Raw genomic sequence first — 12505 nt, forward strand, 5'->3', positions numbered from 1 at the left:
GTTCGTACAGAGCTGTGATTTTCTCATTTTTTCTCATAACTTGCGCTCCTTTCTTCGGTTTTAGGTTGTGTGTTCTAAGAGACTTCCCAACCGCTTGATTAAGAAGTCTTTTAGAGCATACAACACCGCTGGCCAATTTGTACTTTTTATACTGTTTGACCGCGAAACAATCCGGCTTGCGCTTTTCGAGCCCGGCAAACATATAGTCCACCGCGTTCATAAAGTCCTCGTCATCCTCCTTGACCTCCATGCCGGAAATCATATCCACAAGGGTATTCATGTTCCGATCCTCGGCAGGCCCCTCGAAAATGATGTAGGCGATCAGCGCGCAGTACAAAAGCGTTTCCGATTTCGTCCAGAATGGATCGCCTTCCTTGCCTTCGCCCTTGGTGTTGGAAATCAGGGCATCCACGAATTTCAGAATATCGGCCTCGTTGCGGATATACGCCAGCGGGTTATAGTGCATGGATTTTGAAAAATCTATGCTGTTGAATACCTTGATTTTGTATCCGCGTTTTTGCAGGAAAGCCCCGACCTGTCCCAGCACACCACCTTTGGGATCGACCACCACATAAGAGGAATGAGCCTGTAAAAGCTGGGGCGTAAGCCAGAAGCGGGTTTTGCCGGAGCCGGACGAGCCGATAATGCAGCAATTCAGGTTTCGGGCATTTGCGGGGATTTTAGGGCGGGTGTTCATCGTGAGAAACTCCGTCCCGGTCAAAATCACGTTGTTTTCAAACTTCGGATCGACAAACGGTTTGATGTCTTTTTCCGTTCCCCATCGGGCGCTGCCGTATTCTGCATCCCGCCGAAACTTCTTAGCGTTCTTGCTTTTGAAATAGATCAGCAGCCGGAAACCAACTGCGCCTACAATACCGACAAGCCAATCCAGCGGAGCAAGACCGGGTGCAAAGTCAGCAAAGGCCGGGCCAATCGTCTGGCCCAGCCCGATGAGCTTATGTGCAAAATCGTTACCCGCCGCCAGCCGGTAGGCTGTCCCCAGCTTGAGGAACGCCCACAGGATGAACAGATAGGGAATGTTTGGAATGAGATATTTTCTAATCTTATCTGTCCTCATGGGCCACCTCCTTTGCATGTTCTTTCTGTTTCGGCTTTTCTTTGGAAAGCTGATCCGCCGCCTGTTGCAGTTGTTCTCGGATGGGAACTCGGTTCGATTTTGCTTTGCTTAACACCTTCCGGGAATACTCAGAAAAGCAGGCGGTCATTGCGTCTGCCTGTCCAGCCTTGAAAAACAACAGGTATTTGTCCGGCCCGGTTTTATAGAACGCATAGTCTACATTCCATTTCCGGGCCACACGGTCAAAGGACTTGGCATCCCCGGATAGCTCGATGCTGTTTGTGGATGTACCGTGTGCCATGAGCTTTCGCACACTTTGCTTGCCGTGTGGTGTTTGCCGCCCACGGTATGCCTTGCGGATCTTCCGCCCCACCATACCCAGCACATACGCCAGTCCCCGCGCCGTCAGCTTGGTTGTTTTTACGGATATGGCTATCGTGCGCCGGGAAATATCTTCATCAATCAGTTACACCGCCTCCTTCCTTGGGACAATTTGTCTCGAAGTACCGTCACCGATCCCCACGGTCTTTTTTCTGCATTTGACGGTAGCCCTCCAGCGAAGAACCGTCTATGATTTCCTGATAGGCGGCCATTTGCTCCCGGATAGAGAGCTTCGGGAAAGAGAATACCTTATGTTCCTTGGGAATATCCTGCAAGCCGTGATACACTTCCACGAAATGATCGCTTTCTTTGACAACATAGCCGCCCGGGGCAAAATGGCCGTTTTCGTGGATGCAGGCATCCCGGCCATACGCCTCATAATCGAAATACGGTTTTACCTGATCCGGCACATCCAACATTTCCAGATCGTCCACATAAATGCGCCCCAGCGTTTCCTCATCGGATACGCCGGGGTAAAAGCCGTAACAGTCCAGATTTTGTGTCAGATTGATGATGTCCCGCACCGAAGAACAGTGATCGCCGCTGTCGAGGACGGCCTCCAGTGTTTCCAGCTCCGATGAGGTAAGCTCGGAAAGCAGGCAGGCCAGATGATTAAGCTCGTCCAGATTTTCATACTCGCTCAAATGGTCATAGAGCCCCAGCACATCCCCATCGAAAGAGGTAATAAAAATTTCCTGATAGCGGACGCCATCCACGCCGATCCGTTTCAAAAGAGCCTCCACCTCCTGGGCGGTTGTGGGAAATTTCAGTGTTTCACCCACAAGCTGGCCCTCGCTGTACTTTCCGGCGTTGGTAACGTAGGCTTCAAACAGGGTCGCCATCAGCGACGGCCCTGCCCCTTGACGGTCAGGATGCCCTCAAGGGTTGTTGCCGTAATTCCCAGCCGCTGGGCCACGGCAATATCATTTTTCATGGCTTCGGTCATACTGTGCCCGCAAACAACCAGCACATGAGAACGGCGGAGCAGGTCACGGCTCATGTCGATGCCGCTTTTATGCTCCTCGGGAACAGCATCATTGAGAAACAGGGGCAAGTACAAAGGCGGACAAATAGGAGAAAAGCCTGCCTCATACACGGTGCGGCAATACTGCGCCGCCAGTTCTGCGTTTTCGCTATCGCCGCAGAGCCATGCAGCGGTGATATAAGCAAGGGGTCGTTTCATCGTTCATACCTCCGATATTTTAATAAGAAAGTTCAACCCAAACCCCACGCCCTTTCCCAGTCTTGGGAAAGGGGGCGGCTCTGAAGGATATACCCCCGCCGCTTGCCGGGGAAATAGCACAGCCGGGGCAGACCGTCAAGGGCGAGCCGCCGAAAACGGCGGTGCGCTGCACCCTTGACGGCCCACTCCCGGCTGTACTAAAAAACAGGCGGCGACGGGGGATATATACCACCAGAGCTTCTGCGCGAGGGCGGGGCCCTCGGGACAAAGTGTCTCGAAGTTGTTACTTGTCAAGTTCCTGCTTTTTCGGGGCTTTTGCCAGCTCCGGCGGCTGTTTTTCTTTCCAGTCATCCAGCAGGGACATAATCTGTTCTTTCATTTTGGCGGGAGTGACCTCCTTGCCAAAATACTTTTCCAGTTCCGCAGTAGAAATAATCACGCCTCGATCCTCCTTTTTCTGTTCTGATAAGATGCCGTCAATGACATCGCCGTTGAGCTTGCCTTCCTTATCCAGCTCCCGGAGCCGTTTAGCTTGGGCCAGCGAGGGCGAAGCCTGCTCCCCGTCAATGGAAACAGCAATAAGCCTCTGATTTTTCTGTTTGATGTAGGACAGTTCCACGGCAGGCATAAAGCCCATCTTTTTATCGTCTACCTTATCCAGAAGCTCCGGCACAAGAGAGTTGAGCCGCAAGTATCGCATGACCTTTTTATAGTTCATCTCATGCGCCTCGCCCACAATCTCAACCGAGCGTTTTCCAACATCGCCTTCCGCAACGCCTTTCAGCCGCCCGCCCTGATGCTTAATGTCCTCAACCTCAAGTTCCAGCAGCGCGGCCAATTCACTGGGGAGCATCCCGTCACGCTGCTTGTTGCTGTCCTTCATGGCCTGCACCGCTTCGTGGTCGGTCATTTCACGGACAATAAAGGGCATTTCCTCCAGCCCCGCCAGTTCACTGCCGTGGGTACGGCGATGGCCCGCTACAATTTCATAGCCGTTTCCGTCTTTCTCCGGGCGGGCAAGACCGGGAACCATTACACCGTTTACGCGGATAGAAGCAACGATTTCCTGCATCTTCGCATCGTCCCGTACCTTAAAGGGGTGCGGACGGAATGTGTGAAACGGATGAACCTCGGAAAGTTTCAGATAAACCAGCTTGCCTTCCTCAACCGGGCGGGGCGGTGTGGTCGGCTCGGGAGCCGTCTGTTCCGCAGTAGCAGTTTCCTTCGGTGCCGTATCCTGTGCGGGCTTAATGGGCTCCTTGGCATCCGGGGCCTTTCCGTCACTTCGGGACACTTTGTCTCGTTTGGACGGCTTGGGCTTGTCAGGGGCCGTCTTATCCGCCTTGGGTGGGCGGCCCTTGCGGGTCCCAGCCGATTTCTCCGATTTTTGATTTTCAGTCGCGGCCTTTTCTGCTTTCGGCGGACGGCCACGGCGCGGCTTTTTCGGTTCCTCCGTATTGGCGGGCTGCGGTGTTTCTCCGGGGGCTGCCGCCTCCTGCGCTTCGGGGGTTTCCGCCTTTTCGACTTCGGCGCGGGCGTTCTGTCTCTTTTCTGCCATAAGCTCATTGATTTTGTCAAAGGACACAACCACATCGCCGGGCTCAGGTATGGCAGGCCCGGTCTGTTCCTGCTGGGGCTCAGACGCTGCGGCCTGTTCGGGTGTGGTGATAGGCTCGGCAGCCTCCGGGAAAGTATTCTCCGCAGGGCCCGTATTCAATTTTTCATCGGCCATTTACGATCCTCCTTTTCGTTAAAGTTGCACAAATTTGAACGCTAAAATTTTGTAGTTATTTTTGTGCCTCCTTTCCGTCTATCCACGCAAAAAAGCCGCCCGTTTTTCATGCCGGACGGCTTTTTGCGTAATGTGATAGATCAAATATTATTTTTTCTGGTTTGCAGGCTCCGAAAAGCCTTGTATTTACAGTGTTCCTAATAGGAAGTAATCATATGTTATGGTTTCATCAACCAATATTAACGATGATTGCATCGTTGAACTTGAAAAAGTTCGTTATTTAGAGAAAAACATTTTCGACAAGGAAAATGAAAGAACGAACGCTGCAACTGGAGATATTTTCTTTACGTCTGTTGGTTCTCTTGGAAGAAGTTGCGTTTATGAAGGCGGATTAAATATTTGCTTTCAACGAAGCGTTTCCGTTATTCACACGTTAATTTTTAATTACTATTTAAAGTATTGCCTAGATTCCGCATATATTCAGCAAAAAATTGTTCGTGAGGCAACTGGAACGGCACAGAAGGGATTTTATCTTAATCAACTTGCGTTGTTATTGATTCCAATTCCGCCAATCGAAGAGCAACATCGAATTGTTTCAAAATATCTTGAGACAGTTCAAATGCAAAAGGAATATTACAAAACAAATGAAACATTGGATGTTTTAAATAGTGGATTTCCAGCCACTCTAAAAAAATCAATTCTCCAATATGCTGTTCAAGGAAAACTTGTTCCTCAAGACCCTGCCGATGAACCTGCCTCCGTTCTGTTGAAGCGTATTCGCACAGAAAAAGAACAGCTTGTCAAAGAGGGCAAAATCAAACGTGACAAGCATGAATCGGTCATTTTCAGACGGGATAATTCTTATTATGAGAAGGTTGATGGAATTGAGCGCTGCATCGATGATGAGTTGCCGTTTGAGATTCCTGAAAGTTGGGGATGGTGTCGTTTGAAATCTTTGACAGAGAACATTACCAGCGGTTCACGCGATTGGGCAAAATATTACTCGACTACAGGTGCAGCATTTCTTCGCATGGGAAATCTGTCAAAAAATTCTTTTGATCTGCGGCTAGAGCATATCCAGCGTGTTTCCATCCCCTCAAAGGCCGAGGGAACACGAACTTCATTACAAAGTGGCGATTTACTATTCTCCATAACAGGTGATGTCGGAATGCTTGGCCTGATACCAGATGGATTTGAGGAAGCCTACATCAATCAGCACACCGCGATGATACGTTTTCTTCCTGAAATACGGAATAAATATATTCCATATTTGCTTTTGACTGACTACGCCCAAAAATTCTATAACGCAAATCAGCATGGCATAAAAAATAGCTTTCGACTTGATTCCATAGGTGAACTATTGGTTTCTATTCCTCCGGAAAAGGAACTGTTCCGCATCCTTCAAAGAATCTCTCTAGTTCTTTCAAAAATAGTGGTTCTGTAACTCTTTTTGTATACTCATGGTGAAAGGAGGTCTTTCACTATGATTGAAGAATTTGAAAGACACTTGAGAGGAACAAACCTCTCAGAAAACACGGTAACATCCTATTTGTTTGCTGTGCGGCAGTTTGGGGAACGGCATGATGTCGTCACTAAACGCAATTTGAAAGAGCACAAAGCCTGGCTGATTGAGCAGTACAAGCCCAAAACAGTTAATCTACGAATCCGCGCTATCAACTGCTACCTCGAAAGCATCGGAAAGGATTCATGGAAATTGTCATCCGTCAAGGTGCAGCAGAAAGCCTTTCTCGAAAATGTCATTAGCGAAGCAGACTACATCTACTTCAAAAACTGCCTGAAGCGCGATGACAATATGCTTTGGTATTTTGTCATCCGCTTTTTGGCTGCTACGGGTGCGCGCGTCAGCGAGCTGGTGCAAATCAAAGTTGAGCACATTAGGATTGGACACCTCGACCTTTATTCTAAAGGTGGGAAGCTGCGCCGCATCTACATTCCTAAATCATTGCAAGATGAAGCCATTGTCTGGTTGGAAGAAAAACAGCAGGACAGCGGCTTTATCTTTTTGAATCGTTTCGACGAACGAATCACCACAAGAGGTATTTCTGGACAGCTGAAAAAGCTGGCGTTAAAATATGGCATTGACCCTGCGGTGGTCTATCCCCACTCTTTCAGGCATCGGTTTGCAAAAAGCTTTTTGGAGCGGTGCAGCGACATTGCATTCCTTGCAGACCTGATGGGGCATGAAAGCATTGAAACGACGCGAATTTATTTGCGTAAAACTGCAACCGAACAGAGGACTTTGGTAGATAATATCATAGACTGGTAAAAAATGAGGGCATACACTCCAACTATGCAGAAGGTATGCCCTCGTTCTTTATTTAATTTTGGTGAAAATACTATTGAGTTTTTTTGCAATTCTTTTCTGTTCATGGAGCGGTGGCAGCGGATAAATGAAATTCTTCAATTTTTCAGCGTTAATATTTGACTGGCCGATTGCATCGCTACGAACATTTTGACAGTAAACCCAGTAAAACTGCGTTTGCATAACATAATTGAGATAGTCGCTGTCTATTAGTGGTGTTATACGTATTAGATAGCCAGCATAGATTGCAGGAACTTCACTTTTGTAGATGGCGGTTTTTCCTACAAGTTCTTTACTGTTTGTACGGTTAAAGAGCAAATCATTATATTCAAGAGGATAGTGGGCAATTTCCTCTTTATCTGATGTGTACACAAGTTTTTGAGTGTCGATTCGACCATTCTGAATATTTCCCATTCTTAAAACAGCCATTGTTCCCGTAGACTCAGATTTTCGTGACGAGCCATACTGAATGTTTATGCAAGTTGTGCCAATGGTTGTCCATTCCCACGAATCGGGAATCTCAAATGGCAACTCATCATCGATGCAACGTTCAATTCCATCGACCTTCTCATAATAAGAATTATCCCGTCTGAAAATGACCGATTCATGCTTGTCACGTTTGATTTTTCCGGCTTTAATGAGCTTCTCCTTTTCTGTGCGAATACGTTCTAACAGAACAGAGGCAGGCTCATCGGCAGGGTCTTGGGGAACAAGTTTGCCCTGAACGGCATATTGAAGAATGGATTTTTTAAGATGTTCAGGAAACAGATTATTTAGTTCTTGGATTTGTTCAGAAGCTTCAGAATACTTATCAGAAAGCGGTTTTATTATTTCGAGCCGTTTTACAATTCTTTCTTGCTCAGCTATCGGTGGAACTGGAACTAACAGAGAATGGAGCGCATTAGACGATAATCCTTGGATTCCAATTCCTTTTCCTCCAATCCAACCAGCATATTTATAGAGAAAAAACACATAGTAGTAAAATCTTGTGCAAAGCGGAACATATGAACGCAACCTATGAATATGATTTTGAATGCAAATTTTATAGTCTTTTAACCAAATAGCAGCACGTCCAATATCGCCACCTTCACAAACTAAAAGATCACCTTTTGATACCTGACATTTTTCTATTTCATTTTCAGTAAAGTACATCGACCTAAGATTTTCAAGTTCAAATCTATCCCAGTATAAGTTGGATGTTGTGATATATTCCAACAATACACCCGATTTGTTCGATGAGTTTAACGCTTTACCTGTATTATGCTGAAAAATCTCGCCTAATCGTACCCACTCCCAGCTCTCCGGGATGTCAAACGGCACTTCATCTGCAATGCAGACAGGCTCATTTTTGCCGACCTTCTCATAAGGCAAATTATCGGCTCCACGGAAAATCACAGATGGATTCTTTTCCTTTTTGATTTTGCCCTCTTTGATAAGCTGTTCTTTCTCTGCACGAATGCGTTCCAGCAGCACAGAAGCAGGCTCGTCATTGGGGTCTTGCGGAACAAGTTTGCCCTGCACTGCCATTTGCAGAATGGAATTTTTCAGTTGCTGTCCTGTCATTTTTTCTTCCTTATCTATGTGGCTCAGTCCTGTGCATCAAGGTCAATGCCCAGAATCTCCGTGATCTGAGCAAGGATTCGGTCAATGTCTGCGTTCAGGCTGGCGCGCTTCTCCTGATACTGCTGAATCAGCTCCTTGGGCGGTAAGATTTCCTCTTCCTCATGCGGATAGCCACACAAATCAATATTGTAGTTGCGGTCTTTGATTTCCTGCACGGTATACTTTTTGGCCTTGTCAAACCCGTCCAACTGAATTTCTTTGCGGTCTCTCCACCATTCTACCGCAGGGGCAAAGTGTTCCAACTTCATAGGCTTGGTCTTGCTGAAATGCTTGTAGCCTTTCGGCATATCCAGACGATAGAACCAGGTTTCCTCTGTCGGGCCAGTATGGTCAAAGAACAAAATGTTGGTCGTAATCGATGTATATGGGGAGAACACACTACCCGGCATACGGATGATGGTATGGACATTGAACTCAGAGAACAGCTTCGTCTTGATTGCTACTTTGGCATTGTCTGTGCCAAACAGGAAGCCATCCGGCAGAATGACAGCTGCGCGGCCATTTTCCTTCAGTCGATACATAATAACGGACATGAACAGGTCAGCCGTTTCGCTGCTGGCAAGGTCAGCCGGAAAATGGTTCTTAATTTCCGGCTTTTCCGACCCACCATAGGGAGGATTCATCAAGATAACGTCTACCTGATCGTCCTCGGTATAGTCCAGAACATCTCGGAGAAGTGTGTTATCATGGAACACCTGCGGCACATCCACATCATGCAGCAGCATATTAGTGATGCAAAGAATATACGGAAACTGTTTCTTTTCAACTCCGTAAATGGAATTATTACACAGGTTCTCGTCAGTTGTTGTTTGAATTTTTTGACGCAAAACTTTCAGCCAGCTGGTAAGAAAGCCACCTGTGCCGCAGGCAAAATCGGCCATCTTTTCACCGATTTGCGGGTCGATCATCTGCGCCATAAAATCAGTAACAGCGCGTGGCGTATAGAATTCGCCAGCAGAACCGGCACTTTGTAACTCCCTTAAAATTGTTTCATAGATTCCAGCAAATACTCGACTTTCTTCATATTCGTCAAATTTGATATCATCAATTTCATTTATGATTTGTCGAAGCAAAACGCCATCTTTCATATAGTTGTTTGCATCTGCAAAGGTAGTCTGCACGATTGCTTTTTTGATGGGCGTGGAAGCGTCCACAGGCAGCTTTTTCAAGGTGGGGAACAGCGTATTGTTGACAAATTCCAAGAGAGTATCGCCCGTCATACCTTTCCCGTTTTTAGCGTGCGCCCAGTTGCGCCAGCGGCAAGACTCGGGAATTATGGATTGATATGATTCCTTGCTGTCAAAAGTCGTATTCCACTCATCTTCTTTAGAATCATATACTTTCAGAAAGAGCATCCATGCAATCTGCTCAATGCGCTGTGCATCACCATTGATGCCTGCATCGTTCCGCATAATATCGCGGACACGCTTCACAAAATTCGATAAATTTCCCATTGTTATGCAATTTCTCCTTCATAGATTGCCTGTTCCAGTTCCTTAACAGCTTTCAGATACCCGTCTTTCCCACCAAAGTAGGAGGCAATCTTTTGGGGCTTGCCCATTTTCAAGAACGGGTCAAGCCGCAGAATTTCCGTTTTCTCAATTTCATAAATGCCAGTATTCATATACTTGTCCAGAAGTGCCTCCAGAACATCTCTTGCTGCACCGCTGTATTTGCTTAGAAAGTCGCGTTTTTTGACATTTTCTGCTCGTTCTCTGCGCGTCAAAGGCTTTTTATCAAACGCAACATGGCAGATAAAGTCAAAGTCGTCCACATCCGTCATATTCTGGTCGGCCTTTAGTGCTTCAAGGTCAATACCATGCTCCAAAAGAAGCTCCCGGATTTTTTCTTTCTTTTCTTCAGCAGACCATTGACGGATAAAATTGTCCAGTGAAGCGTACGAGCCACGGATATTTTCTTTCGTGTAGTCAATAATGCTTTCCTGCCGGAGCAGTTTCCCGCCTGCATCATAAATAGAAGCCGTTTTGTAGATGATCTCCACCCGACAGCCGTCTTTATCAACGATTGGTTTGGGTTTCTTGGGGTCTGGCGGCGTGGGAGGGTCAGATGTTCCTGAGCCCTTTTTCGGTACGGGCTTATCGTTCTCTTTTTCGGAATCGAAGTCCTCGTTCATTTCAATCGGACCATCCCAATCCGGGTCCGCAAAAAGTCGGCTCACATTTCGGAAATCCATCACAACAAAATGGGTCTTGCCTTCTTTTTCGCGCAGACGGGTTCCGCGGCCAATGATCTGCTTGAATTCAGTCATAGAGCCAATCATTTCATCCAAAACAATCAGCTTTGTCATCTTGCAATCCGAACCCGTGGAGAGCAGCTTGGAGGTAGTCGCAATAACAGGATATTTCGAGCCAACAGAGATAAAATAATCCAGCTTACTCTTTCCATAAGTATCGCTGCCTGTAATGCGGACAACATAATCGGGATTCTGCTTCACCATGTCAGCGTTCTGGTTTGCCAAAGCCATCCGCATACGCTCTGCCGCTTCTTCGGTTGGGCAGAACACGATGGTTTTGGCCATACGGTCGGTACTTTTCAAGTACCGCGTGATTTCAGCAGCAACTTGATTGATACGATCTTCTATAATGATGTTGTAGTCGTAATCGCTATTTGTATAAATGCGATCTTCGATTTCGTTTCCGTAAATATCGCGCTGGCCCTTGCGAGGACGCCATCCCTCACCAATGTCCGTCATAACATTGATTACTTTAAAAGGCGCAAGAAAACCGTCCTCGATTCCTTCTTTCAGGCTGTAAGTATAGATGGGTTCGCCAAAATAGTCGATGTTTGAAACATATTTGGTTTCTTTAGGCGTAGCAGTCATGCCGATTTGCGTAGCAGAGGCAAAATATTCCAGAATTTTGCGCCAATTACTTTCTTTCTTCGCAGAGCCTCGGTGACACTCATCGACAATAATCAGGTCAAAGAAATCCGGGCTAAAGAGCTGTGACAGCTTATCGAGTGCATTTTCGGCGTTCTCATCCTGTTCTTCGTTCTTTCCTGCAAGCTGCTGATAGAGAGAAAAATAGACCTCATAAGAAGTAATTGTGCGAGGGTCGTCCTTAGAAAAATTCACCTTATGAATGACCTTTTCCAGCGGCGCAAAGTCCTGTTGGATAGACTGGTCAACAAGATTGTTGCGGTCTGCAAGATAAAGAATCTTTTTCTTTAAGCCACTTTTGAGCAGCCGATACACAATTTGAAATGCCGTATAAGTTTTACCTGTACCAGTTGCCATTACCAGCAAAAGCCGATTTTGCCCTTTTGCAATCGCGTCCAATGTACGATTGATGGCAATGCGCTGGTAATAGCGCGGTGGGTAAGTTTTCTGGCTGCTATAATACGGCTGTGCAATCATTTTCTCCTGTACATCCGTCAAACCAGCTCCATTGTTTACACTGGCTTTGTACCGTTCAACCAGTTCCTCTTCTGTTGGGAATTCGTCAAGGCCAAAGGTGCGTTCTTTGCCCGTCAAGAAGTCATGTTCTGCAAAGCCATCCCCATTTGAGCTAAAGGCAAACGGAACATCCAACATCTGCGCATAGGTCATGGCCTGTTGCAATCCGTGGGAAACCGTATGATTGTTGTCTTTTGCTTCAACAATGGCAATCGGATTATTCGCGCTCAGGTAAAGCACATAGTCTGCACGTTTCGGCTTTTCACGGGCCACAATGTTACCTTTGAGATTGATACGGCCATCTGTGATTTTTGTTTCCAGCGTGATGTGCTGGTTGTTCCACTTTGCCGTGATTGCGGGTGTGATGTAGTGAAACTTAATATCTTCTTCGGACATTTGACTCTTTGAAAGCACCGCCATACAGACAACCTCCTGCATTGTAGAATCCCGAAAACTTCCAGATAATCAATATTATCGGAAGTTGTATGCCGCAACGACCTTTAAGGTTAAACTACTCCAATTATTACTATACCACGACTTGATTCGGTGGGCAACAAGACAATACCAGTATTTTTCCGAAATACTCTTAATATCTTCCAAACATGAAAAGCACCCCTGCCAATCCATGTGTTATCACACATTTCATTGACAGGGGTGCTTGCGTTTATTGTAGGCTGCTTTCTGTTTTACTGATGCAAATTATCAAATTTGGTGGTAAGTTGGTGGTAAATTCACATTGCTCCAGTATCGAACGCCACGATTTCAAACGA

The 12505-nt window shown here is 46.6% G+C and carries 10 protein-coding genes; 2 read left to right on the top strand and 8 right to left on the bottom strand.

What is annotated here, in order from left to right; genetic code table 11:
• The 5 genes from J3351_RS10455 to J3351_RS10475 all read right to left on the bottom strand — a co-directional run.
• The coding region (locus tag J3351_RS10455) for a type IV secretory system conjugative DNA transfer family protein (RefSeq protein ID WP_242699388.1) at nucleotides 1-1078 on the bottom strand (1078 nt) is incomplete at its 3' end.
• The gene (locus J3351_RS10460; protein WP_173022035.1) at nucleotides 1065-1454 is read right to left on the bottom strand and encodes a PcfB family protein; all 390 of its coding nucleotides are present in this window, start codon (nucleotides 1452-1454) and stop codon (nucleotides 1065-1067) included. The genes J3351_RS10460 and J3351_RS10455, both read right to left, overlap by 14 nt.
• A 133-nt stretch (nucleotides 1455-1587) precedes the next feature.
• Nucleotides 1588-2301, bottom strand: coding sequence for an antirestriction protein ArdA (locus J3351_RS10465; RefSeq protein WP_014080243.1), 714 nt, complete (start codon nucleotides 2299-2301; stop codon nucleotides 1588-1590).
• Nucleotides 2301-2642, bottom strand: a complete 342-nt coding sequence (locus tag J3351_RS10470; RefSeq protein WP_097786385.1) for a hypothetical protein — start codon at nucleotides 2640-2642, stop codon at nucleotides 2301-2303. Before J3351_RS10470 ends, J3351_RS10465 begins: the two co-directional genes overlap by 1 nt.
• 283 nt (nucleotides 2643-2925) lie before the next feature.
• Nucleotides 2926-4374, bottom strand: coding sequence for a ParB/RepB/Spo0J family partition protein (locus tag J3351_RS10475; protein ID WP_207697705.1), 1449 nt, complete (start codon nucleotides 4372-4374; stop codon nucleotides 2926-2928).
• 220 nt (nucleotides 4375-4594) lie between these two features.
• On the opposite strand from J3351_RS10475, the gene J3351_RS10480 reads away from it, so the two are divergent.
• A complete protein-coding gene (locus tag J3351_RS10480) occupies nucleotides 4595-5818 on the top strand; it encodes a restriction endonuclease subunit S (protein ID WP_207697706.1) in 1224 nt (407 codons plus the stop codon).
• Between the two features lie 39 nt (nucleotides 5819-5857).
• A complete protein-coding gene (locus tag J3351_RS10485) occupies nucleotides 5858-6661 on the top strand; it encodes a tyrosine-type recombinase/integrase (RefSeq protein WP_242699389.1) in 804 nt (267 codons plus the stop codon).
• A gap of 48 nt (nucleotides 6662-6709) precedes the next feature.
• Here the strand turns inward: J3351_RS10485 and J3351_RS10490 are convergent, their stop codons facing one another.
• The 3 genes from J3351_RS10490 to hsdR are packed head-to-tail and all read right to left on the bottom strand — an operon-like array spanning nucleotide 6710 to nucleotide 12155.
• Complete coding sequence (locus J3351_RS10490; RefSeq protein WP_207697707.1) at nucleotides 6710-8260, bottom strand: restriction endonuclease subunit S; 1551 nt, start codon at nucleotides 8258-8260, stop codon at nucleotides 6710-6712.
• A 23-nt stretch (nucleotides 8261-8283) separates the two neighbouring features.
• Nucleotides 8284-9774 carry a class I SAM-dependent DNA methyltransferase gene (locus tag J3351_RS10495; RefSeq protein WP_156060202.1) on the bottom strand — a complete coding sequence of 497 codons (1491 nt, stop codon included), beginning with the start codon at nucleotides 9772-9774 and terminating at the stop codon, nucleotides 8284-8286.
• A gap of 2 nt (nucleotides 9775-9776) precedes the next feature.
• Nucleotides 9777-12155 carry an EcoAI/FtnUII family type I restriction enzme subunit R gene (gene hsdR / locus J3351_RS10500; protein WP_207676820.1) on the bottom strand — a complete coding sequence of 793 codons (2379 nt, stop codon included), beginning with the start codon at nucleotides 12153-12155 and terminating at the stop codon, nucleotides 9777-9779.
• Nucleotides 12156-12505 lie beyond the last annotated feature (350 nt).

The organism is Faecalibacterium sp. Marseille-Q0746, assembly GCF_017377595.1.
GTDB lineage: Bacteria > Bacillota > Clostridia > Oscillospirales > Ruminococcaceae > Faecalibacterium > Faecalibacterium duncaniae.

Excerpts from the sequence above, each read along its gene's own strand:
- J3351_RS10460 (WP_173022035.1), bottom strand. The coding sequence starts at position 1,454 with ATGGTGGGGCGGAAGATCCGCAAGGCATACCGTGGGCGGCAAACACCA.
- J3351_RS10465 (WP_014080243.1), bottom strand. The coding sequence starts at position 2,301 with ATGGCGACCCTGTTTGAAGCCTACGTTACCAACGCCGGAAAGTACAGC.
- J3351_RS10470 (WP_097786385.1), bottom strand. The coding sequence starts at position 2,642 with ATGAAACGACCCCTTGCTTATATCACCGCTGCATGGCTCTGCGGCGAT.
- J3351_RS10475 (WP_207697705.1), bottom strand. The coding sequence starts at position 4,374 with ATGGCCGATGAAAAATTGAATACGGGCCCTGCGGAGAATACTTTCCCG.
- J3351_RS10480 (WP_207697706.1), top strand. The coding sequence starts at position 4,595 with ATGGTTTCATCAACCAATATTAACGATGATTGCATCGTTGAACTTGAA.
- J3351_RS10485 (WP_242699389.1), top strand. The coding sequence starts at position 5,858 with ATGATTGAAGAATTTGAAAGACACTTGAGAGGAACAAACCTCTCAGAA.
- J3351_RS10490 (WP_207697707.1), bottom strand. The coding sequence starts at position 8,260 with ATGACAGGACAGCAACTGAAAAATTCCATTCTGCAAATGGCAGTGCAG.
- J3351_RS10495 (WP_156060202.1), bottom strand. The coding sequence starts at position 9,774 with ATGGGAAATTTATCGAATTTTGTGAAGCGTGTCCGCGATATTATGCGG.
- hsdR (WP_207676820.1), bottom strand. The coding sequence starts at position 12,155 with ATGGCGGTGCTTTCAAAGAGTCAAATGTCCGAAGAAGATATTAAGTTT.